The organism is Streptomyces longispororuber, assembly GCF_014656095.1.
Taxonomy (GTDB): domain Bacteria; phylum Actinomycetota; class Actinomycetes; order Streptomycetales; family Streptomycetaceae; genus Streptomyces; species Streptomyces longispororuber.
In genome coordinates, this window is the sequence record NZ_BNBT01000003.1 from 58417 (window position 1) to 81641 (window position 23225).

The window sequence follows — 23225 nt, forward strand, 5'->3', positions numbered from 1 at the left end:
CCGAGGTGTCCCGAGGGGCGACCGCTCGATAGCAAGGTGCTGGAGGATCCGTGGACCTGTCTCTGTCGACCCGTACCGTCGGCGATCGTACGGTCGTCGAGGTCGGTGGCGAAATCGATGTGTATACCGCGCCCAAGCTGCGCGAGCAGTTGGTCGAGTTGGTGAACGACGGCAGTTTCCACCTGGTCGTCGACATGGAGCGAGTGGACTTCCTCGACTCCACCGGACTCGGCGTACTGGTCGGTGGCCTGAAGCGTGTGCGGGCCCATGAGGGCTCGCTGCGACTGGTGTGCAACCAGGAGCGCATTCTCAAGATCTTCCGTATCACCGGTTTGACCAAGGTGTTCCCGATCCACACCTCGGTCGAGGAAGCGGTCGCGGCCACCGACTGAGCCGGTGCCCCGGCTCGGTCCGGGGTTCCGGGCTCAGTCCCGGAGTGGCAGTACGGCGGGGGGCCGGGCCGGCGGCCCGGCCCCCCGAAAGCACGCGTGTATGTCCGAGGGGGATGCATGGCCACCGTTGAACTCCGCTTCAGCGCGCTGCCCGAGCACGTCAGGACCGCCCGACTGGTGGCGGCCGCGGTGGCACGACGGGCCGGAGTGGACGAGGCCGTCCTCGACGAGGTCAGGCTCGCGGTCGGCGAGGCCTGCACCCGTGCCGTGGGGCTGCACCAGGCCGCGGGGATCACCGCGCCTGTGCGGGTGGCCCTGGTCGAGGAGGAGAAACAGTTCTCCATCGAGGTCGGCGACGAGGCACCGCGGACCGTGCCGACTGCCGCCGACGGACAGCCCCTGCCGGAGGACCCCGAGGCCGAGGGCGAGGACGAGATGGGCCTCGCGGTGATCAGCGGCCTCGTGGACGACGTGGAGGTCTCGTCCAGCGAGAGCGGCGGGCTGATCCGCATGAGCTGGCCGACGACTTCTTAGTCCCTGGTGGGTCGCCCCCTGTAGGTGGGCTCAGCCCTTGCGCGGGCTTGGCGGCACCGCCTGCCCCGGCGGGCGCGAGGCCTTCCAACCTTCTGCGCGGGCAGACGGCTGTGCGCTGTCATGGATTCGCCTCTCCCGCGAGGCTCGCGGGTCTCCCGCCCTTCGCCAGACCTGCGCTGCGCCCGTTGATAGGGCTCCGCGCCCACCCATGCCGAGCCCGCACCGATGTGGAACGAGCGTTCTATCCACGGCTCAGTAGATGGTGCCCCCCCGCAGAGTCGCTGCCGGTCGCTGCCGGGAGAGGCGCCGTGATGGGAGCGGACGCCGGGGCGGTCGACCACTCCGATGGGCCAAAGGTCGCCATCGGGCTGGATGCCCTCTTCCCCCACGCTCCACATCCTGCTCCCGTCCACCGGCGGTCCGGGGCCCGTCCCCGAGTGCCCGGCCCGTGCGTACACAGCGCTCCCCGCGGTGGTCGGCGACGGCGCGTACCCCCAGAGACAACGTGACAAAAAAGCCCCCGCCGTAAAACCCGCCAGGGATTCTGCTTATGTGACAAGCGGGAAAGGTGGTGCGGCCGAAGTCGTCTGTTTCGGCGGGTGGGAGCGGGGAAGTGAGGGGGTGGCCTCGGCGTCAATGGTTTTGGGGCGTTACCGCTTTCGGGGCCAATCCGTGCGCACGATCTTTTGCGGACACGCACTTGCGCGCCAATTCGGTTTGCGGCGCTCTGTTTTGATCAGGTCCGGCTCCCTACAATCCGTCCACATCTTGAGCTCAGCCCAAGCGTCAAGGAGGACGAATGGCGGGGCTTTCTACCCCTCATCAGCTTGACCACCCCTCAATCCTCGCGGGTGCTTCACTGACGGACGACAACCGTCTCATCGTGATGGTCATCGCAGCCGTCGCGATCGCGGCCCTGGCGGTCGCCTGGGTCCTCGTGCGCCAGGTGCTCGCGGCCGGCGAGGGCACCGACAGCATGAAGAAGATCGCGGCGGCGGTGCAGGAAGGCGCGAATGCCTATCTGTGGCGGCAGTTGCGCACGCTCGGCGTTTTCGCCGTCGTGGTGTTCTTCCTGCTCATGCTGCTGCCTGCGGACAACTGGAATCAGCGCATCGGCCGCTCGGTCTTCTTCCTGATCGGCGCGGCCTTCTCGGCGACCACCGGCTATATCGGTATGTGGCTCGCCGTGCGCAGCAATGTCCGCGTGGCCGCCGCCGCGCGGGAGGCGACACCGGCGGAAGGCGAGCCGGAAAAGGATCTCACCGCCGTCTCGCACAAGGCGATGAAGATCGCTTTTCGTACGGGCGGCGTCGTCGGCATGTTCACGGTGGGGCTCGGTCTGCTCGGTGCCTCCTGTGTGGTGCTCGTATACGCGGCCAACGCACCGAAGGTGCTCGAAGGCTTCGGCCTCGGAGCCGCGCTCATCGCGATGTTCATGCGTGTCGGAGGCGGCATCTTCACCAAGGCCGCCGACGTCGGCGCCGACCTGGTCGGCAAGGTCGAACAGGGCATTCCGGAGGACGATCCGCGCAATGCCGCGACCATCGCCGACAACGTGGGCGACAACGTCGGCGACTGTGCGGGCATGGCCGCCGACCTCTTCGAGTCGTACGCCGTCACGCTGGTGGCCGCGCTGATCCTCGGCAAGGCCGCGTTCGGTGACGCCGGGCTCGCCTTCCCGTTGATCGTCCCGGCGATCGGCGTGGTGACCGCGATGATCGGCATCTTCGCGGTGGCCCCGCGGCGCGCCGACCGCAGCGGCATGACGGCCATCAACCGAGGCTTCTTCATCTCGGCGCTGATCTCGCTGGCCCTCGTGGCCGCGGCGGTCTTCGTCTACCTCCCGTCCTCGTACGCCAAGTTGGACGGGGTGACGGACGCGGAGATCCTGGCGAAGTCCGGCGACCCGCGGATCCTCGCGGTCGTGGCCGTCGCCATCGGCATCGTCCTGGCCGCCCTGATCCAGCAGCTCACCGGCTACTTCACGGAGACCAACCGGCGGCCGGTCAGGGACATCGGCAAGACCTCGCTGACGGGGCCCGCGACCGTGGTGCTCGCGGGGATCTCCGTGGGGCTCGAATCCGCGGTGTACACGGCGCTGTTGATCGGGCTCGGGGTGTACGGCGCGTTCCTGCTGGGCGGCGCGTCGATCATGCTCGCGCTGTTCGCGGTGGCGCTGGCGGGTACCGGCCTGCTCACCACGGTCGGCGTGATCGTCGCCATGGACACCTTCGGCCCGGTCTCGGACAACGCGCAGGGCATCGCCGAGATGTCCGGCGACGTCGAGGGCGCCGGCGCGCAGGTGCTCACCGACCTGGACGCCGTGGGCAACACGACCAAGGCCATCACCAAGGGCATCGCCATCGCCACGGCCGTGCTCGCGGCCTCGGCGCTCTTCGGGTCGTACCGGGACGCCATCGCGGAGGCCGCCGACGAGGTCGGCCAGAAGCTCGGCGACGGCGCGCCCATGAACCTGGTGATGGACATCTCACAGCCCAACAACCTGGTCGGGCTCGTCCTCGGCGCGGCGGTCGTCTTCCTCTTCTCGGGGCTGGCGATCAACGCGGTGTCGCGGTCCGCGGGGGCCGTGGTGTACGAGGTGCGGCGGCAGTTCCGCGAGCACCCCGGGATCATGAACTACACGGAGAAGCCGGAGTACGGCCGTGTGGTCGACATCTGCACCAAGGACGCCCTGCGCGAGCTGGCCACGCCCGGCCTGATCGCCGTGCTCACGCCCATCGCGGTCGGCTTCACGTTCGGCGTCGGCGCGCTCGGGGCGTTCCTGGCGGGCGCGATCGGCACGGGCACCCTGATGGCCGTCTTCCTCGCCAACTCCGGTGGCGCGTGGGACAACGCCAAGAAGCTGGTCGAGGACGGCCACCACGGCGGCAAGGGCAGCGAGGCCCACGCCGCGACCGTCATCGGCGACACGGTCGGCGACCCGTTCAAGGACACCGCGGGACCGGCGATCAACCCGCTCCTCAAGGTGATGAACCTGGTGGCGCTGCTCATCGCGCCCGCCGTCGTCAAGTTCAGCTACGGCGAGGACAAGAGCGTCGCGATGCGCGTCCTGATCGCGGTGCTGTCCATCGCGGTCATCGTCGGCGCGGTGTACGTCTCCAAGCGCCGCGGCATCGCCGTCGGCGACGGGGACAACCCGGGGAAGGTGGCCAGTTCACCGGACCCGGCGGTGGTGTCGTAGCACCTGCGGTTCCAACCCTCGGACGGGCGGCGCCTCTTGGGGCGCCGCCCGTTCGCCTTTCCCCGGATCGGCCCGGGCGTGTCGTGAGGCTTCTCTCGCCCCACGGCCCTTGGTGCAAATGGCTGCAATAGCGGGGCTACCGGACGCCCGGCGTGCGGTCGCCACCCGGTCGGCGTGTAAGTTCCGGGGCCGAGAGCCATGGAAGGGACCAATCCGGTGAACAAGAAGCTCGCGGCCGCACTGTCCGGCGGTGCGGTACTGGTACTGGCGCTGACGGGGTGCTCGGACGACGACGGTGACAAGAAGCTGGACGACTGGGCCAAGAAGGTCTGCGACACGGCCGTCGGCCCGCAGTCCAAGAAGCTCAAGGACGCCAACGCGGCGATCAAGAGGCAGGCCGCACAGGACAGCTCGCCGGAGGAAGTGAAGGAGACCGACGCGCAGGCGTTCCAGGACATCTCCGACGCCTACAAGGAGCGCAGCACCGCCCTGAAGGAGGCGGGCGCGCCGCCGGTCGACGACGGCGAGAAGAAGCTGAACGACGCGGTGAAGGAACTCGACGGCCTCTCCAAGTCGTACGCGGACCTCAAGACGCAGACCGACAAGCTCGACACCAAGAACCAGTCGGCCTTCGCGGACGACCTCGCGAAGATCGCCGAGGAGCTGGGCAAGCTCAGCAAGAGCGAGAACACCGCCCAGAAGAAGCTGGAGGCCGGCGACGTCGGCAAGGCCATGCGCGAGCAGGAGAGCTGCAAGTCCGACAGCACGCCCACGGCGTCCTGACGACGGACCCGCAGCAGCCCTGGTGGGGCGCCTCCCAGAAGGGGGCGCCCCTTTTCCCATCCGCGCGCCCCCCGGTGCCTGACCCGTACGCCCGCACTCGCACGCTCCGGTACCGGTACGGACGTCCGCCCCCGCGTGCGCGCTCTGTACGCCTCTGTGCGGGCGCGCGGCGTGCGTACGGGTCCTACGGGCGCGTGGAACGCGCCGCCGTGACCGCCACGGTGGTGTACCGCATCGTGAAGCCGCCCCCGGCCGCGTCGACGGCCGCCCCGACCCCGGCGAGGACCTCCTGCAGGCGGGCCGCCGGGAGGAGGGTGTGGCCGCCGGTGGTGGGGAGCTGGTCCAGCCACTCGTCGCGCGTGTAGTGCCGCTCCCAGTCGAACCGCCACAGCTCCGGCTCGCGGAAGGCGCCCGCCGCCCGCATCCCGTCGGCGGCCCTGGCGCTCAACGCTCCGTACGCGTCCACCTCCGGCGCCGCCCACTGGCGCGCGGCGAGCGAGTCCGGCAGGAGGCGGCGGTAGACCTCGGCGAAGGACTCCACGAGGGGCGCCGGGGGTCGGCCCGCGTTCCAGAACACCGCGAGGCGGCCGCCGGGCCGCAGGGCCCGTGCCGCCCGCACGGCACCCGCGTCCGGGTCCACCCAGTGCCAGGTCTGGCCGGAGACGACCGCGTCGAAGGACCGGCCCGCGGGGTCCCAGTCCTCGAACCTCGCCACCTCCACCGCCAGGCCGCGCCGCCGCGCCCACGCGGCCATGCGCGCGTCCGCCTCCACGCCGAGCACCCGGCAGCCGGCCGCCTCGAACTGCCGGGCGGCGATACCCGTCCCCGTACCGACGTCCAGGACGGCACGCCCCGGGCTCGCCGCGAGGACGCGGTCCACCAGGGCCTGCGGGTAGCGGGGGCGGGACCGGTCGTATCGGGCGGCGTCGGCGCCGAACGACTCGGCGAGCTCGCGGTGTTGGTGCGGCGCGGACGCGGATGACGGCCCGTGCTCGGAGGGGTGTGAGGCGTGAGTGGGCATGTGCCCACTATGAGTGGGCGCTCGCCCACTGGTCAAGGGGCCGGTACGTGGCCGACACCGTCGGAAGGGGGTTCGGCGGACCGGAGGAAGATGGGGGCAGGCGCGGCCACGCCGCTGCCGAAGGCCGCGGAGCGCCCAGGGCCGCAGCGGTAGCCGACACGGCCGACACCGCGCCCATGGCCGTGGCGGCAGCCGATACAGCCGGCACGTCCGGCACGCCCGGCACGCCCGGCACGCCCGGCACGCCCGGCACGCCCGGCACGTCCGGCACGTCCGGCACGGCACAGAGAACGCAGATGAACGCAGGCGAACGCAGTGAACGCAGAGAACAAGGAGGGGCACGGTGCCCACAGGAGTAGCCATCCGTGACGTGCGCGGGCAGCTCTTCGACGCCGCCGAGCGGGTGCTGCTGCGGGACGGTCCGAGCGCGCTGACCAGCCGCGCGGTCACGACGGAGGCGGGCTGCGCCAAGGGGGTGCTGCACCGGCACTTCACCGACTTCGACGCCTTCCTGGCCGACCTGGTCCTCGACCGCGTCGCCCGGGTGGAACGCCAGGCGGCGGAGTTGCGCGAGTCCGCGGGTACCGGCACCGTCGTGGGCAACCTCGGCGGCGCCCTGGCGGAGGTGTTCGGGTCGGTGGCCGTGGCGGTCGTGTCCCTCGTGACCTCCCGGGACGAGGTGCGGGCCCGGTTGCGGCAGGCGCGGCCGACGGGCGTCCCGGTGCTGGCCGAGGCGACCGCCATGGTCGCCTCGTACCTGACCGCCGAGCGCGACCGCGGCCGGATCGCGGCCGACGCCGACATCGACGCCCTCGCGCCCACGCTGATCGGGGCCGGGCACCTGCTGTTCGCCGACCGGAAGGGCGTACCCCCCGAGGCCGCGGCCGTCGAGAAGGTCGTACGTACGGTGGTCGCGGGCGTCGTGCGCGGACCGCGGGCCTGAAAGCGGGTCACAATGTGGACGTGAGTAACCGTCTGCCTTTGCCTGAACGTTCCGATGTCACCGCGCGCCTGAGGGAGGCCCTGCTCGGGGCCGACTTCACCGCCGACGGGCTGCTCGAACTCCTCGGGGCGCCCGCGTACGCCGCGCTCGCGCGCAGCGAGACCGTGCCCGCGCTGCGGGCCACGCGGGGCGACGGCGGCCTGGAGACGCTCGTGCGGCTCTTTCTGTTGCAGCGTTCCGTGCCCCGCGCGCGCGTGGAGCGGGTGCTGCCTGTCGAGCCTCTTCTGCAGAGCGGTTGGCTGGTGGAGGGCACGGACGGGCTCCCCGGGGAGGGCGGTGACGCGGGTGTGGCCGCGGGGCTCAGGGCGACCGTCGACGTACGGCCGTACGGCGGGCCCGACGGCGAGGACTGGTTCATCGTGTCCGACCTCGGGTGCGCTGTCGGTGGGGCCGGGGGTATCGGGAGCCGTGACGAGGGGGTGGTGCTCGGTGTCGGCGGCGCCTCCACGACGCTCGCCGGGATCACGGTGCGTACCCCCGTGGCCAGCGCCCTTGATGTGGGTACGGGGTCCGGCATCCAGGCGCTGCACGCCGCCCAGCACGCGACGCGGGTCACGGCGACGGACCTCAACCCGCGCGCCCTGCACTGCACCCGGCTCACGCTCGCGCTCTCCGGCGCGCCGGAGGCGGACCTGCGGGAGGGCTCGCTGTACGAGCCCGTGGCCGGGGAGACGTACGACCTCATCGTGTCCAACCCGCCGTTCGTGATCTCGCCGGGCGCGCGGCTGACGTACCGGGACGGCGGGATGGGCGGGGACGATCTGTGCCGCTCGATCGTTCAGCAGGCGGGGGACAGACTGAACGAAGGGGGGTACGCGCAGTTCCTGGCCAACTGGCAGCACGTGGAGGGCGAGGAGTGGACCGAGCGCGTCCGCTCCTGGGTGCCGCGCGGCTGTGACGCCTGGATCGTCCAGCGCGAGGTGCAGGACATCACGCAGTACGCGGAGTTGTGGCTGCGCGACGCCGGGGACCACCGCACCGACCCGGCGGAGTACGCGGCGCGGTACGACGCGTGGCTCGACGAGTTCGAGGCCCGCAAGACCAAGGGCGTCGGCTTCGGCTGGATCACGCTGCGCAGGTCCGGCTCGGCGGAGCCGTCCGTGACGATCGAGGAGTGGCCGCACCCCGTCGAGCAGCCCCTCGGCGAGACGGTACGGGCCCACTTCGCCCGCCAGGACTACCTGCGCACGCACGACGACGCCGCGCTGCTCGCCGACCACTTCACCCTCGCCGCCGAAGTGGTGCAGGAGCAGGTCGGCCTGCCCGGCGCGGAGGACCCGGAGCACGTGGTGCTGCGCCAGCACCGCGGGATGCGGCGCGCGACGAAGGTGGACACGGTGGGCGCGGGCTTCGCGGGCGTGTGTGACGGCACGCTCAGCGCCGGCCGCATCCTGGACGCCATCGCCCAGCTCACGGGCGAGGAACCGGTCACGCTCCGGGACCGCACCCCGGCACAGATCCGGCTCCTGGTGGAGCAGGGGTTCCTGGAGCCGGTGGGGCGGTAGGCCTGCCGGCCGGGGGCGGGAGGGTTCGGGTGCCCCCTGGCCCGGTGCCCCTCGGCTCGGGTGCGACAGGTACGGGGCCGCCCCCGGCCCGGGTGCGCGAGCGCGGCTCGTGCTCTCCTTGGCCGCCGGGCAGGAAGGCCTCCAACTGGGGCGGGGAGGGCCGGGGGCCTCCGGCGGGGCGTGTGGCTCCGGGCGTGGCCGCCCACAGGGCACCTCCCCGGGCGCACCCGCCGCCCCCGGAGCGTGCCTGCCCGCAGGGGCACCCACCCCCGAGTCGCGGCCGCCCGCCCCGGGCCCACCTCGCGCCCACCCAGCAGCGCCCCCACCCACCCCCGAGCGCACCCGCCGCCCCCAGTCCCGTGTCACCGGCCCCGTGTCCCGGTTAGCCCGCCGCGGGCCGGCCGCGCCGCCCGAGCGCGCCGAAGACTCAGCCCGGCCCCCACCTCGCCGACACCCCGGCCCCCGGCCCCCAGCCATCCACCTCCTCACACCCCGTAACCCTCACACCCCGTACGTACTCGACGTACACACCGTGACCTTCACCCGTAGCCACACCCCAACCGATCTCCGTACCCACCCGGAGCCAGCCCTTCCGGGGCGGGAACCAGCCATTGTCGATGCGTGCCGCAGCCCGCCGTTCACTCGGATTTCCCGCTTCCGCCGCCTGGGCGTGCCAGCGTCCGCAGCCGGGGCACCCGCGAGGGGGCACGTGCCGGAGGGCTCGGGAGGCCAGGTCATGGAGAGCGGACCAGCGATCTTCGCCGGGACGGTGTTCGCGCTGTTCGGAGCCGCGCTGCTGGTGTGGACCGGCACCCGGGTCGCCCACCGCGCGCCGGTGGCGCACGGAGTGCACCAGACCGCCGCCGCGACCCTGGCCACCCTGGCGGGCTGCGCCGCGCTGGTCCTGGCGGTGTGGTCCTTCACACGCGTGTGAGACTCGGTGAGGGGCCGCGACGCCGGTCCCGGTACCCGGCGGGGGCGCCACGGACCGGCCCGTTCCCGGGACGGGGACCCCGCACCGGACCGTGGAACTGACTCATCGGCCCCGGCCCCGAAACGCCGGGCCACCTCGGTTCCGGCCGCTCCGGCGAGGGCGGACGGGAGCGCGCCGCGACGAACGGCCGTCCGGGTGACGGGCACCGCGTGAGCACGGGCCCGGAGCCCCGCTCAGGGCCGGGGGCCAGCCCAGGCGGCAGGAATGACGGTAGTCGGGTTACCGTTCGAGTGGCCGTTGCGGGCTTTTCCCGTTTGACACGGGGGCGGGATGTACCGTCACACTCCGCAGCGACAGCGCAACCACACGCGCCGTCAGCGACAGCGTGACCGCGAGCGCCGTCACGGCACCCCTCTGGGGGCGCCGGCACCGCACTGCCAACCGAGCGTCGACCGGAGAGAAGAGCGAAGTTGTCCCCGACCAGCGAGACCGCACAGGGCGGCCGCCGACTCGTCATCGTCGAGTCGCCTGCCAAGGCGAAGACGATCAAGGGCTACCTCGGCCCCGGCTACACCGTCGAGGCGAGCGTCGGGCACATCCGTGACCTTCCCAACGGCGCCGCGGAGGTCCCCGAGAAGTACACCGGCGAGGTACGCCGCCTCGGCGTGGACGTCGAGCACGACTTCCAGCCCATCTATGTCGTCAACGCCGACAAGAAGGCCCAGGTCAAGAAGCTCAAGGACCTGCTCAAGGAGTCCGACGAGCTCTTCCTCGCCACCGATGAGGACCGCGAGGGCGAGGCCATCGCCTGGCACCTGTTGGAGGTGCTCAAGCCGAAGGTCCCCGTCAAGCGCATGGTGTTCCACGAGATCACCAAGGACGCCATCCAGGGCGCCGTGCGCAACCCGCGCGAGCTCAACAAGCGCATGGTCGACGCCCAGGAGACCCGCCGCATCCTCGACCGCCTGTACGGCTACGAGGTCTCGCCGGTGCTGTGGAAGAAGGTCATGCCGCGGCTCTCGGCCGGGCGCGTGCAGTCCGTCGCCACCCGGCTCGTCGTCGAGCGCGAGCGCGAGCGCATCGCCTTCCGCTCCGCCGAGTACTGGGACCTCACGGGCACCTTCGGCACCGGCCGCGCCGGCGACCCGAGCGACCCCTCCCAGCTCGTGGCCCGCCTCACCACGGTCGACGGCAGGCGCGTCGCCCAGGGCCGCGACTTCGACTCGCTCGGGCAGCTCAAGAGCGCGAACACGCTGCACCTGGACGAGGCCGGCGCCCGCGCGCTCGCCGCCGCCCTGGAGCACACGGACTTCGCGGTCCGCTCCGTCGAGTCCAAGCCGTACCGCCGCTCGCCGTACGCGCCGTTCCGTACGACGACGTTGCAGCAGGAGGCCTCGCGCAAGCTCGGCTTCGGTGCGAAGGCCACCATGCAGGTCGCGCAGAAGCTGTACGAGAACGGCTTCATCACCTATATGCGTACGGACTCCACGACGCTGTCCGACACGGCGGTCGCCGCGGCCCGCGCGCAGGTCACGCAGCTCTACGGCGGCGACTACCTGCCGGACAAGCCGCGTACGTACGCCGGGAAGGTCAAGAACGCGCAGGAGGCGCACGAGGCGATCCGCCCGTCGGGCGACCGCTTCCGCACGCCCGCCGAGACCGGCCTCACCGGTGACCAGTTCCGCCTCTACGAGCTGATCTGGAAGCGGACCGTCGCCTCCCAGATGAAGGACGCGACGGGCAACTCCGTCACCGTGAAGATCGCCGGCCGGGCCGCCGACGGCCGCGACGCCGAGTTCAGCGCGTCCGGCAAGACCATCACCTTCCACGGCTTCCTCAAGGCGTACGTCGAGGGCGCCGACGACCCGAACGCCGAGCTGGACGACCGCGAGCGCCGCCTGCCGCAGGTCGCCGAGGGCGACGCGCTGTCCGCCGACGACATGTCCGTCGACGGCCACGCCACCAAGCCCCCGGCCCGCTACACCGAGGCCTCCCTGGTCAAGGAGCTGGAGGAGCGCGAGATCGGCCGTCCGTCGACGTACGCGTCGATCATCGGCACGATCCTGGACCGCGGCTACGTCTTCAAGAAGGGCACGGCCCTGGTGCCGTCCTTCCTGTCCTTCGCCGTGGTCAACCTCCTGGAGAAGCACTTCGGGCGGCTCGTCGACTACGACTTCACCGCCAGGATGGAGGACGACCTCGACCGCATCGCGCGCGGCGAGGCGCAGGCCGTGCCGTGGCTGCGTCGCTTCTACTTCGGTGAGGGCGAGGCCGCCGGCGGCGCCGCGGACGCCGGGAACGGCGACGGCGACCACCTCGGGGGCCTGAAGGAGCTCGTCACCGACCTCGGCGCCATCGACGCCCGCGAGGTGTCGTCCTTCCCCGTCGGCAACGACATCGTGCTGCGCGTCGGCCGCTACGGCCCGTACATCGAGCGCGGCGAGAAGGACTCCGAGAACCACCAGCGCGCCGACATCCCCGACGACCTGGCTCCCGACGAGCTGTCCGTCGAGTACGCGGAGGAGCTGCTCGCCAAGCCGAGCGGCGACTTCCAGCTCGGCACGGACCCGGAGACGGGCCGCGAGATCATCGCCAGGGACGGCCGCTACGGCCCGTACGTCACCGAGGTGCTCCCCGAGGGCACCCCGAAGACCGGCAAGAACGCGGTCAAGCCGCGCACGGCCTCGCTCTTCAAGTCGATGTCCCTGGACACCGTCACCCTGGCGGACGCCCTCAAGCTGATGTCGCTCCCGCGTGTCGTGGGCACCGACGCCGAGGGCGTGGAGATCACCGCGCAGAACGGCCGCTACGGCCCGTACCTGAAGAAGGGCACGGACTCGCGCTCCCTGGAGAGCGAGGACCAGATCTTCAACATCACCCTCGACGAGGCCCTGGAGATCTACTCCAAGCCGAAGCAGCGCGGGCGCGCGGCCGCCAAGCCGCCGCTCAAGGAGCTCGGCGAGGACCCGGTCAGCGGGAAGCCGGTCGTCGTCAAGGACGGTCGCTTCGGCCCGTACGTGACCGACGGCGAGACCAACGCGACGCTGCGGGCGGCCGATTCCGTGGAGGAGATCACCCCCGAGCGCGGCTTCGAGCTCCTCGCGGAGAAGCGGGCCAAGGGCCCCGCGAAGAAGACCGCCAAGAAGGCGGTGAAGAAGGCGCCCGCGAAGAAGGCGGCGGCCAAGAAGACCACCGCCAAGAAGACGGCCGCGAAGAAGACCACGGCCAAGAAGACGGCTGCGAAGAAGACGACGGCGGCGAGCGCGTCCGCCACCGCCACTGCGACCGCGACCGCGCCTGCGAAGAAGGCCGCCGCCAAGAAGACGGCGGCCGCGGAGACGGCCGACTGATCGAGGGCGCGCCCGGACGCGCGTGACCAGGGGGCACCAGGGGTGACCCCTGGCCGCGCGGGTCCGGGGTGCTCGGTTCGGTGCCCACCGGTGCACGGAGTGCCGCGCCGGTGCACGGCTCGCGGCCGGGGCTCGCGTGTGGCCGGTCGTGCCGGGCCGCGTGCGTGGCCGGTCGTGACCGGGGCGCGCGGGCGGCCTGTCGCGTATCGCGTATCGCGCCCCCGGCCCGTCCCCGCACCTGCCACGTCGGGCGTGTCGCTCCGGTTCCGACGCCCGCCGCCACTCCGGGCGCCCGCCACGCGGGTACCGGCGGACCCCCGCTCGGCCCGGGGCGCGCTCCGCCCCGCTCCGGGGACACGCCCATCCGGTCCCGGGACACGCCGGGGCGCGCGCGTCCACGGGCGGGGCGCGTGGCCGGAGTGGGCCGCTGCCGGGCCTTCCGCGGGCGGTGTCCGTATGTTCGGGCGCTACGGCTGGGAGGGGCGGCGTCCGGATAGGCTGGACGGATGACGCGTGCCGAGCAGCCACCCGCCATGACCACGGCTCCCGACGACTCGCTGGTCGCGGACTCCCGCGAACGCGCCGTGCGTGCCCTGCTACGCGTACCGCAGCTCAGGCGGCTGTGGACCGCGCACCTCACCGGAAGCGTCGGTGACGCCCTGGCCCTGCTCGTTCTCGTCGTCCTGGGGCTCCAGGCCGCCATCGCGGAAGGGGCCTTCGGCGGGGGGTACCGCGGGGTCGCCGTCGCCGTCACCACGGTCTTCGGGGCACGCGTCCTGGCCACCCTGCTCTTCGGGGCGGTGCTGCTCGGCCCGCTGACGACGCTCACCTCGCCCGACGGGCCGCTCGACCGGCGCTGGACCATGATCGGGGCCGACGGCGTACGCGCCGCGCTCCTCGTCTGCGCCCCCCTGTGGATCGACTGGACGGCGGGCAACGCGCTCGCGGCGCTCCTGGTCACCTCCTTCGTCGTCGGCGTCAGCGAGCGCTTCTGGACGGTCGCCCGCGAGAGCGCCGCGCCCGCGCTGCTGCCCACGCCCCCGCCGGAGGGCGCCGCCGTACGCCCGCTGCCGGACCACCTGGACGCCCTGCGGCGCCTGACGCTGCGTACGGGATTCCTCGCGCTGCCCGTGGCCGCCGTGGCGCTCGTCGCCGTCACGCTGGTGAGCAACCTGCTGGGCGCGGGCGTCGACTGGTTCGACGCCCACCAGGTGGCCCTCGCCGCGTTCGCCGCGGCCGGCCTCTTCGCCGCGTCCGCGGCCGTCGTGTACGGCCTCGCGCTGCCCGGCGCCCACACGCCCCGCCCGCGCAGCCCCCTGGAGGGCCTGCGCAGGCCCCGTACCGGGAACGGGCCCGACAAGGGCCGCACCGGCGCGATCCCGCTGCTCGTCGCGGCCTGCACGGCCGTCGCCGGGGCGGTCGCCGCGGCCGTCGCGGTCGCCGTGCTGCACGCCAAGGACCTCCAGGGCGGGCCCGTCACGTACGGCCTGTTCGTCTGCGCGCTGACCGGGGGCACCGCCGCCGGGATCCGTCTGGCGCCGTCCCTGCTGCCGTCCCTGTCGCGCCGCCGGCTGCTCGCCCTCGCCCTCGCCATGACCGGTGTCGCGCTGCTCGCGGCCGGCCTCGTACCGGACCTGACGAGCGTGCTGCTGCTCCTGCTGCTCGCTGGCGTCGCGGCGGGCGTCGCAGCGAACACCGGGCACGCGCTGCTCGACCAGGAGGTCGAGGACTACCGCAGGGGCCGCACCACCGAGCACCTCCAGGCGAGCGCCCGCCTCTTCGTGGCGCTCGCCGTCCTGGTGGCGCCCCTGCTGGCCGCCGTCATCGGGCCGCACCGCATGGTCAACGGCAAATTCGTGTTCGACCACGGGGGTGCCGCCTTCACGCTGATGCTGGTCGGCGCGCTGCTCCTGCCGGTGGCTGCCCTGGTTCTGGCCAAGGCCGACGACCGCCAGGGCGTGCCGCTCCGCCACGACCTGCGGGACGCGCTGCGCGGCGGCGACGACCCGGTGCCCGTGCCCGCGGGGTCCGGCTTCTTCATCGCCCTGGAGGGCGGCGACGGCGCCGGGAAGTCCACCCAGGCCGAGGCGCTCGCCGAGTGGATCCGCGCCAAGGGCCACGAGGTCGTCGTGACGCGCGAGCCGGGCGCCACGCCCGTGGGCAAGCGGCTGCGCTCCATCTTGCTCGACGTCTCCTCCGCGGGCCTGTCGCACCGCGCCGAGGCGCTGCTGTACGCCGCCGACCGCGCGGAGCACGTCGACACCGTCGTACGGCCCGCCCTCGCGCGCGGGGCCGTCGTCATCTCCGACCGGTACATCGACTCGTCCGTGGCCTACCAGGGCGCGGGCCGCGACCTGTCGCCCACGGAGGTGGCCCGCATCAACCGGTGGGCCACCGGTGGCCTCGTACCGCACCTGACCGTCCTGCTCGACGTGTCGCCCGAGGCCGCGCGGGAGCGCTTCACGGAGGCGCCCGACCGGCTGGAGTCCGAGCCAGCCGAGTTCCACGCGCGCGTGCGGTCCGGTTTCCTCACGCTGGCCGCCGCCGATCCGGGGCGCTACCTGGTCGTCGACGCCGCCCAGGAGCCCGAGGCCGTCACGACCGTCATCCGGCACCGCCTCGACGTCGTCCTGCCGCTCTCCGAGGCCGAGATCAGGGCCCAGGAGGAGGCGCGCCGCAAGGCCGAGGAGGAGGCCCGGCGCCGCGCCGAGGAGGAGGCGGCGCGCAAGGCCGAGGAGGAGCGCAAGGAGCGCGAACGCCAGGAGCAGCTCGCCAAGCTGCGCGCCGAGGAGGAGGAGCGCAAGCGGCGCGAGCTGCAGGAGGCCCAGCGCCGCGAGGCCGAACGCCAGGCGGAGGAGGCCCGGCGGCGCGCCGAGGAGGCCCGCCGCAAGGCCGAGGAGGAAGCGCGGCGGCGCGCCGAGGAGGACGCCCGGCGCAAGGCCGAGGAAGAGGCGCGGCGGCGCGCCGAGGAAGAGGCCCGGCGCAAGGCTGAGGAGGAGGCCCGGCTGCGGGCCGAGGCGGAGGCACGGCGCCTGGAGAAGCAGCGCAAGGCCGAGGAGGCCCTGCGGCGGGCCGAGGAGGCGCGGCGGCTCGCCGAGGCGGCGGCCTCGTCCGCGGCCGCGTCGGCCGTGACGCCGCCTCCGGCGCCGCCGGCGAAGGCGCCTTCGGCTGGGGCTGCGGCTCCGGCTTCGGCTTCGGCTGCGGCTTCGGGGAAGGCCGCTCCGGCTCCCCAGAAGGCTCCCGCGGCCCCGGCCCCGGCCCCGACCGCCCCCGCTCCTGTCGAGGAGCAGGCGCCGACCGCGCCCGACAACGAGACGACCGTGCAGACGCCGGTCGTGGACCCGAACGCGCTGCGCGCCGCCGACGAGACCGCGAAGCTGCCCCGCGCCACGGAGCCCGGAGCGTCCGCTTCCGCCGAGGAGACCGCCGTACTCCCGCGGGTGCCGGAGCCGGGCGCCGCGGACGAGACGGCCGTGCTGCCGCGGGTGCCGGAGCCCGGCGCCGCCGACGAGACGGCGGTGCTGCCGCCGGTGCGGGACGGGGCCGCCCCGCCGCCGGTACGGGGCGAGGCACCGGCCGCCCGCGGTGAGGCCCCGGCCGTCCGCGACGTGTCGGACAAGGTGCCGCCGGGGTTCTTCCGCGACGAGCGGCCCGTACGGAACGACGTGGGCCCGGACGACCGTACGCGCGAGCTGCCGCAGGTCGACGAGAACGGCACTCCGCGCGGCGGCGACCGCCCCGCCTGGGCGGAGGGGACGCCGGCGGACGACGAGCCGTCCCTGGCGGACGAGCTGCTCGGGTCGCGCGACGACGAGCCGGAGGACAAGGGCAGGCGCCGGCGCTGAGCCCGAGCGGGGGCGCGGCTGTCGGTCGCCCGAGCTGGGGCACGACTCCGGAGGCGAGGGCGAAACCGCAGGTCAGGCCGACCGTGGGCGGCGTTGTCAGTGCCGTGCTCCACAATGATTTCCGACGGACGACGTGACTGACGGCGGTGTGACTGACGACGGTGCGGCGTGGCGGACGCGAGCAGCGCCCGCCCCGGCGGCCGTGGCCCGGTGGCGGTGCCGGGCCGACCGTGGCCCGGCGCGCTCCCGGCGGCGCGGCACCCGTCACGACGGCACGGCGCCAACAGCAGCAACAGCGGCAGCATCAACAGCGGTAGCAGGAGCAGCGACAGCAGCATCAACAGCGGTAGCGGCAACAACAGCAAGCGGCAAAAACAGCAGCAACGGCAACAGCGGCAAAAACAGCAACAACGGCAAGGCAAAGGCGGTGACCCATGCCGGTATGGGACGACCTGGTGGGCCAGGAGAAGGTGAGCGCGCAGCTCGCGGCCGCCGCGCGTGACGCCGACGCCCTGGTCACCGCGGCCGACGCCGCGGCCCCGCCGCCCGAGTCGTCGAAGATGACGCACGCCTGGCTGTTCACGGGCCCGCCCGGTTCCGGCCGGGCCGAGGCCGCCCGGGCGTTCGCCGCCGCCCTGCAGTGCGTGAGCCCCGACCGCGCGCTCGGCGGTGAGCCCGGCTGCGGCTTCTGCGACGGCTGCCACACGAGCCTGATCGGTACGCACGCGGACGTGGAGGTGGTCCGTACCGACCTGCTCTCCATCGGCGTCAAGGAGACCCGTGAGCTGGTCCGCCGGGCCCAGCTCTCGCCCGCCGGCGGCCGGTGGCAGGTCATCGTCCTGGAGGACGCCGACCGCCTGACCGAGGGCGCGGGGAACGTGCTCCTGAAGGCCGTGGAGGAGCCCGCCCCGCGCACGGTGTGGCTGCTCTGCGCGCCCTCCCTGGAGGACGTGCTGCCCACGATCCGCTCCCGCTGCCGCCACCTGACGCTGCGCACGCCGTCGGTGGAGGCGGTCGCCGACATGCTCGTACGCCGTGACGGCATCGAGCCGGACGCCGCCGCGGCCGCCGCCCGCGCCACCCAGGGGCACATCGGCCGCGCCCGTCAGCTCGCCACCGACGAGCGTGCGCGGCAGCGCCGTGCCGCCGTACTGAAGCTGCCGCTGCGGGTCGAGGAGATCGGCGGCTGCCTGAAGGCCGCGCAGGAGCTGATCGACACGGCGGCCGAGGAGGCCAAGCAGGTCGCCGAGGACGTCGACGTCAAGGAGACCGAGGACCTGAAGACGGCGCTCGGCGCGGCGCAGGGCGGTCGCATGCCGCGCGGCACCGCGGGGGTGATGAAGGAGCTGGAGGACAGACAGAAGCGCCGCAGGACCCGCACCCAGCGCGACAGCCTCGACCTGGCCCTCATCGACCTGACCGGGGTCTACCGCGACGTCCTCGCCCTCCAGCTCGGCTCCCGGGTGCCCCTCGCCAACACGGAGGTGCGGGACATGCTGGAGCGCATGGCGCGCGGTACGAGCCCCGAGTCGACGCTGCGCCGCATCGAGGCCATCAGCGCCTGCCGCACGGCGCTGGACCGCAACGTGGCGCCGCTGCTCGCGGTGGAGGCCATGACGGTGGCACTGCGGGCGGGCTGAGCGGGCCGCGCGGCACGGGGCCCCGGAATCAGTCGCCCGCAAGGGAGCTCCGTCACCCACACGAGAACGCGGAGTGACCGTTCAACCCCGCACGGTTACTCTCGCCGGATGGGAACCACCAGCCGCGCCGTTCGCCCCGGCCAGCCCAGTCGCCCCGCCCGCCCCCGTCCGCCGCGCCGCAGAGCCGCCCTGTCGCTGCTGACCGCCGGCCTGCTGCTCGCCGCCACACCCGGCGTCACCGCCTGCTCGTCGGGTGGTGCGGGCGGTGGCGCGTCGACGGACGTGGCCCTGGCCGCGCTGCCGCGGGCCACGCCCAAGGGGCTGACGTCGTACTACGGCCAGAAGCTGAGCTGGCGCGAGTGCGGCGTGCCGGGCTTCGAGTGCGCGACGCTGCGGGCGCCGCGGGACTACGCGAAGCCGACCGCGGGCGACGTACGCCTCGCGGTGTCGCGCAAGCGGGCGACGGGCAAGAAGGACGCGCGCCTGGGCTCGCTCCTGGTCAACCCGGGGGGCCCGGGCGGCTCGGCGATCGGCTACCTCCAGTCGTTCGCGGCGCTCGGCTATCCCGAGAAGGTCCGCGCCCGGTACGACATGGTGGCGGTCGACCCGCGCGGCGTGGCCCGCAGCGAGCCGGTCACCTGCCTGAACGACCGCGAGATGGACCGGTACACGCAGACGGACGTGACACCGGACACGCCCAAGGAGACGGAGGACCTCGCCGCCGCCTACAAGGACTTCACGGCGGGCTGCGCGAAGCGCTCCGGGAACATCCTCGGCCACGTGTCCACGGTGGAGGCGGCCCGGGACATGGACATCCTGCGCGCGGTGCTCGGCGACGGGCGGCTGGCGTACGTCGGGGCGTCGTACGGCACGTTCCTCGGCGCGACCTACGCGGGGCTCTTCCCCGACCGGGTGGGGCGGCTGGTCCTGGACGGCGCGATGGACCCGTCGATCCCGGCCCGGCGCATGAACGAGGAGCAGACGGCGGGCTTCGAGACGGCCTTCCGGTCCTTCGCGAAGGACTGCGTGCGGCGGCGGGACTGCCCCCTCGGCACGAAGGGCCCCGCGGACGCCGCCCACCGCCTGAAGGGCTTCTTCCGCACTCTGGACCGCGCCCCGATCGCGGCGGGCGACCCGGGCCCGGCCGGTGGCCGCGAGCTCGGCGAGGCGCTCGCGACGACGGGCGTGATCGCGGCGATGTACGACGAGTCGGCGTGGCCCCAGCTCCGCGACGCCCTCGCGGCGGCCATGCGCGACCGCGACGGCTCGGCCCTGCTGTCCCTCTCCGACAGCTATTACGAGCGGAACGGCGACGGCGCGTACTCGAACCTCATGTACGCCAACGCGGCCGTGAACTGCCTCGACCTCCCGCCCGCCTTCACCTCGCCCAAGGACGTGGAGTCCGCCCTCCCCGCCTTCGAGAAGATCTCCCCCGTCTTCGGCGAGGGCCTCGCCTGGGCCTCCCTGAACTGCGCGTACTGGCCCGTCAAGGCCACGGGCAGGCCCCACCGCATCGAGGCGAAGGGCGCCGCCCCGATCATCGTCACCGGCACGACCCGCGACCCGGCCACCCCCTATCGCTGGGCCAAGGCCCTCGCCTCCCAGCTCTCCTCGGGCCGCCTGCTGACCTACGAGGGCGACGGGCACACGGCGTACGGCCGCGGCAGCCGCTGCGTGGACGACACGATCAACGCCTACCTCCTGCACGGCCACGCCCCCCGCACCGCCAAGCGCTGCACGTAACCCCAGCTCAGGCCCTCCCACCCCGCTCCGCACGCCCCTCGAGGAGGGGTGTGCGGAGCACCCCCGGAAACTGTGTAGACTTGCTGACGTTGCTGATCGCACCATAGGTGCGGGACGCGCGCCGCCTTAGCTCAGATGGCCAGAGCAACGCACTCGTAATGCGTAGGTCTCGGGTTCGAATCCCGAAGGCGGCTCCACTGGGACCCCAGGTCAGACCTCGTCTGGCCTGGGGTTTCGTGTTGGCTGTGTTGCCCCTGGGGTGGGAGCGCGCCGCGCGGGCCTCGTCCTCGCGGTCCTGCGTCCTACATCCACACCCCGCTGAGGAAGGGATAGGCGTCGGCGAGTTTCGTCGCGTCCTGGATGAGGCGGCCCTCGCTGACGACCACGAACTCGTCGCCCTTGACGAGGAAGTAGTGCATCTCGTCGTCCACGGCGGTGGAGGTCGCGGTGTCCAGGCCGGAGCGGAACGCCTCGGGTGTGTGCTTCAGGGGGAAGTCGCGGACGCGGCTGAAGTCGTCGGCCGGGGCGCGTACGACCTGGTCGCCCAGGAACAGCACGACGGTCTCGCCCTGGGCGTCGCCGATGGTCGCGGCGTCGATGTGCGTCTTCTCGCGCGGGGCGAGGGTCGCGTCCAGGCGGCGCGGGGCCGTGCTGGCCGACCGCTCCGAGAACTCCCAGATCGTGTCGGTCAGGATGGCCGCGTGCGTGTGGCCGCTGCCCCTGCGGGCCGTCATGACGTCGTCGTAGTGCTCGGGGAAGCCCCGCGGCGGGCGCGTGAACTGTTCCGTGATCTTCTTCGGGCCCGACTCGATGCCGTGCCGCTGCGAGAAGCGGATGAACTCGTCCCCGCGGAAGCCGTCGAACCGCAGGTACGGCGCCTTGGGGTCCGTCACCACCTTCGCCATCGTCTCGAAGACGCCGCCGCCCGCGTCGAGGACGCCCTTCGCCGCCCCGGTCAGGCCGCTGACGACCGTGCCGAGGACGCCGCCGCCGGTGCCGGAGACCACGGACGCCGTCAGCGCGTCGAAGCCCTTCGTCTGGCCGAGCGCCGGGACGCGCTCCAGGCGCCACACCTGGGTGCCCCGGTCCACGCCCGTCCTCGGTTCCGCCTGCTCCAGTTCGGCGTTGACCTCGCGGCGCCCGCCGCGCACCGCGAGGTGCTTGCCGCTGTTCACGTTGACGATCGCGTACGTGTCCTCGTCGGCCCCGGCCGTCTCCTGCGGCCGCCAGAGCTGCGAGGCCAGCAGGTCGTCCCGCGACTCCGCCGGGCACTGCTGCACCGCGGCGCCCGCGCGGCCGCGGTTCGCCATGATGTCCATCCGGAACGTGCTCAGGACGTTCTGGATCGTCCACGCGCCGTCGCGCGCGCTGTGCGGCCGCAGGTGCCACAACTGGCCGTGCCGTGCCGGGCCTTCGCCGCGCAGCTCCTCCAGCACGACCTTCGCGCCCTGCTTCTCCCCGGCCCCGGGCTGCACGGTCGCGTACAGCCCGCTCGCTTCGTTCTTGAAGAGGTAGATGCCCTCGGACAGTGCTGTCACGTCAGCCTCCCGGAAGTGGGGCATGGGAACGCACCGGTGGTGCGTCGCGGCCTCAGCCTAGAAGCGGGTGCCGTGATCCCGATACGGCCTGATTTCAGACGTTATTAACCCCTCAACCACGAGGCACCCTTCCGCTTCCGCGCAGGTGGGAGCCGTGCCCCGGGCGGGCGGCGCGTCCCTCAGGGCGCGCCACCGCGGCGGCGGTCCGAGCTGACCTGGCCATCTGTTCGCATGTCGCCCCGGGCGGCTGGAAGCGGACGGCCTCCGGCCCTCGGGCAGGCCCCGGCGTGCGCGGCGGCGGGGGGCGCGCGGGCCCCGGCCCCGCTCCCCGTCTACCAGTCGCCCCCGTACCGCTCCGCCTTCGCCCGCAGCCAGGCCGTCAGCTCCGCGCGCTCCTGGTGGTCGGCGGGGCGCAGGTCGTCGGCCCGTACCGTCGCCACGAAGTGGACGAACCGCACGCGGCGGTACTCGCCGTCGACGCCGAGCACCTTGCCGGGGCCGTAGATGTCCGTAGTGGCGTGCGCGACCAAGGCGTCGCGGTCGTGGGGAGTTACCGCTTCCATGACGAGGGCCTTTCGCTCTGTGTGGTGTCCCGGTTACAGAGTGCGGTCGACATCGCCGTGCTCGCTAGTAGGCGATGGCTGACAACCCCTACGCCAGGGAGGGGACCCCCGACACGGCGTTCGAAACCGACCCGGCCCCCACCGGCGCCACGGCGCTCCCCCCCGGTACGCCCACCGCGCCCCGCCCCCTGGTCAGCGGCGCAGCAGCTCCCGCAGCGCGGCCGTGACCGTCTCCGGGGACTCCTCCGCCATGAAGTGCCCGCACGACACGGTCCTGTGGACCAGGTCCGGGGCCCACGCGCGCCACAGGGCCGCCGCGTCGAAGCCGAGGGCCGCGCCCCAGTCCTGCTGGAGGACGGTCACCGGCATCCGCAGGACGTTGCCCGCGCGGCGGTCGGCCGTGTCGTGCTCGACGTCCGCGAAGGCCGAGGCGCGGTAGTCCGCGACGATCGACGGCACGGCGTCCCGGCAGGCCGCCAGGTAGGCCGCCCTGACGTCGGCGGGGATCGCGTCCCGGTCCCGCGTCCACAGGTCCAGGAAGTGGCCGAAGAAGCCGTCCGGGTCCGCCGCGATCATCCGCTCCGGGAGGCCGGGCGGCTGCGCCATCAGGTACAGGTGGAAGCCGACGGCGGCCGACGTGCCGCGCATCACCTCCCACATGTCGAGGGTCGGGAGCACGTCGAGCGAGGCGAGGTGCGTGACCGCGTCCGGGTGGTCGAGGCCCGCCCTGATCGCCACCAGCGCGCCCCGGTCGTGGCCCGCGAGCGCGAACCGCTCGTGCCCGAGCGCCCGGGCCAGCGCCACGACGTCGGCCGCCATGGTCCGCTTCGCGTACGTCAGCCCGTCCGGCGCCTCGGCCGGTTTGTCGCTGGCGCCGTAGCCGCGCAGGTCGGGGCAGATGACGGTGTGGTCGGCGGCGAGGTCCCGCGCCACGTGGCGCCACATGAGGCGGGTCTGGGGAAAGCCGTGCAGCAGGACGACCGGGCTGCCGTCCGGGTCGCCGCCGACGGCCGCGCTCAGCTCGACGCCGTCGGCGACGGGGACGCGGTGGTGGGTGAAGTCTGCGAAGGAGGTCATGGGGCCAGCGTGCGGGGCGCGGATCAGCAGTGGATCAGCAGTGGAACAGTGGCAGGTCAGTGGTGGATCAGTGGTACGTCCCACCCGTAGGTACG

At 73.2% G+C, this 23225-nt stretch carries 16 protein-coding genes and 1 tRNA gene; 12 read left to right on the top strand and 5 right to left on the bottom strand.

The window, feature by feature from the left end:
- The first annotated feature begins 50 nt into the window (after positions 1-50).
- The 4 genes from bldG to IE330_RS01640 all read left to right on the top strand — a co-directional run bounded on the left by bldG (position 51) and on the right by IE330_RS01640 (position 4911).
- Entirely contained in the window at positions 51-392 is a 342-nt protein-coding gene (gene bldG / locus IE330_RS01625) for an anti-sigma factor antagonist BldG (protein WP_030359667.1), read from the top strand.
- A gap of 117 nt (positions 393-509) precedes the next feature.
- A complete protein-coding gene (locus tag IE330_RS01630) occupies positions 510-926 on the top strand; it encodes an ATP-binding protein (protein ID WP_190133976.1) in 417 nt (138 codons plus the stop codon).
- A gap of 799 nt (positions 927-1725) precedes the next feature.
- Positions 1726-4128 carry a sodium-translocating pyrophosphatase gene (locus tag IE330_RS01635; RefSeq protein WP_190133977.1) on the top strand — a complete coding sequence of 801 codons (2403 nt, stop codon included), beginning with the start codon at positions 1726-1728 and terminating at the stop codon, positions 4126-4128.
- Positions 4129-4326: 198 nt separating this feature from the next.
- Entirely contained in the window at positions 4327-4911 is a 585-nt protein-coding gene (locus IE330_RS01640; protein WP_190133978.1) for a small secreted protein, read from the top strand.
- A 184-nt stretch (positions 4912-5095) separates the two neighbouring features.
- Here the strand turns inward: IE330_RS01640 and IE330_RS01645 are convergent, their stop codons facing one another.
- Complete coding sequence (locus IE330_RS01645; protein WP_190133979.1) at positions 5096-5932, bottom strand: class I SAM-dependent methyltransferase; 837 nt, start codon at positions 5930-5932, stop codon at positions 5096-5098.
- Positions 5933-6275: 343 nt separating this feature from the next.
- Here IE330_RS01645 and IE330_RS01650 point away from each other — a divergent pair, with 343 nt between their 5' ends.
- From IE330_RS01650 to tmk, 5 genes are all read left to right on the top strand, one after another.
- The gene (locus IE330_RS01650; protein ID WP_190133980.1) at positions 6276-6875 is read left to right on the top strand and encodes a TetR/AcrR family transcriptional regulator; all 600 of its coding nucleotides are present in this window, start codon (positions 6276-6278) and stop codon (positions 6873-6875) included.
- A 32-nt stretch (positions 6876-6907) separates the two neighbouring features.
- The gene (locus IE330_RS01655; protein ID WP_190134038.1) at positions 6908-8440 is read left to right on the top strand and encodes a DUF7059 domain-containing protein; all 1533 of its coding nucleotides are present in this window, start codon (positions 6908-6910) and stop codon (positions 8438-8440) included.
- Positions 8441-9176: 736 nt separating this feature from the next.
- Positions 9177-9374, top strand: coding sequence for a hypothetical protein (locus IE330_RS01660; protein WP_190133981.1), 198 nt, complete (start codon positions 9177-9179; stop codon positions 9372-9374).
- Positions 9375-9844: 470 nt separating this feature from the next.
- Positions 9845-12724 carry a type I DNA topoisomerase gene (topA, locus tag IE330_RS01665; protein WP_190133982.1) on the top strand — a complete coding sequence of 960 codons (2880 nt, stop codon included), beginning with the start codon at positions 9845-9847 and terminating at the stop codon, positions 12722-12724.
- Between the two features lie 506 nt (positions 12725-13230).
- Positions 13231-16569, top strand: a complete 3339-nt coding sequence (tmk, locus tag IE330_RS01670) for a dTMP kinase (RefSeq protein WP_190133983.1) — start codon at positions 13231-13233, stop codon at positions 16567-16569.
- Positions 16570-16833: 264 nt separating this feature from the next.
- On the opposite strand, the gene IE330_RS01675 is transcribed toward tmk, so the two are convergent.
- A complete protein-coding gene (locus tag IE330_RS01675) occupies positions 16834-16986 on the bottom strand; it encodes a hypothetical protein (RefSeq protein ID WP_190133984.1) in 153 nt (50 codons plus the stop codon).
- 17 nt (positions 16987-17003) lie between these two features.
- On the opposite strand from IE330_RS01675, the gene IE330_RS01680 reads away from it, so the two are divergent.
- From IE330_RS01680 to IE330_RS01690, 3 genes are all read left to right on the top strand, one after another.
- Positions 17004-18209, top strand: a complete 1206-nt coding sequence (locus IE330_RS01680; RefSeq protein WP_190133985.1) for a DNA polymerase III subunit delta' — start codon at positions 17004-17006, stop codon at positions 18207-18209.
- 108 nt (positions 18210-18317) lie between these two features.
- Entirely contained in the window at positions 18318-19952 is a 1635-nt protein-coding gene (locus tag IE330_RS01685; RefSeq protein WP_190133986.1) for an alpha/beta hydrolase, read from the top strand.
- A gap of 120 nt (positions 19953-20072) precedes the next feature.
- Positions 20073-20149 (top strand) — tRNA-Thr (locus IE330_RS01690).
- 105 nt (positions 20150-20254) lie between these two features.
- On the opposite strand, the gene IE330_RS01695 is transcribed toward IE330_RS01690, so the two are convergent.
- From IE330_RS01695 to IE330_RS01705, 3 genes are all read right to left on the bottom strand, one after another.
- Positions 20255-21490, bottom strand: a complete 1236-nt coding sequence (locus tag IE330_RS01695) for an RICIN domain-containing protein (RefSeq protein WP_190133987.1) — start codon at positions 21488-21490, stop codon at positions 20255-20257.
- Between the two features lie 332 nt (positions 21491-21822).
- Positions 21823-22053, bottom strand: a complete 231-nt coding sequence (locus tag IE330_RS01700; protein WP_190133988.1) for a hypothetical protein — start codon at positions 22051-22053, stop codon at positions 21823-21825.
- Between the two features lie 192 nt (positions 22054-22245).
- Positions 22246-23130 (bottom strand): alpha/beta fold hydrolase, encoded by an 885-nt coding sequence (locus IE330_RS01705; protein WP_190133989.1) that lies wholly within the window; start codon positions 23128-23130, stop codon positions 22246-22248.
- Positions 23131-23225 lie beyond the last annotated feature (95 nt).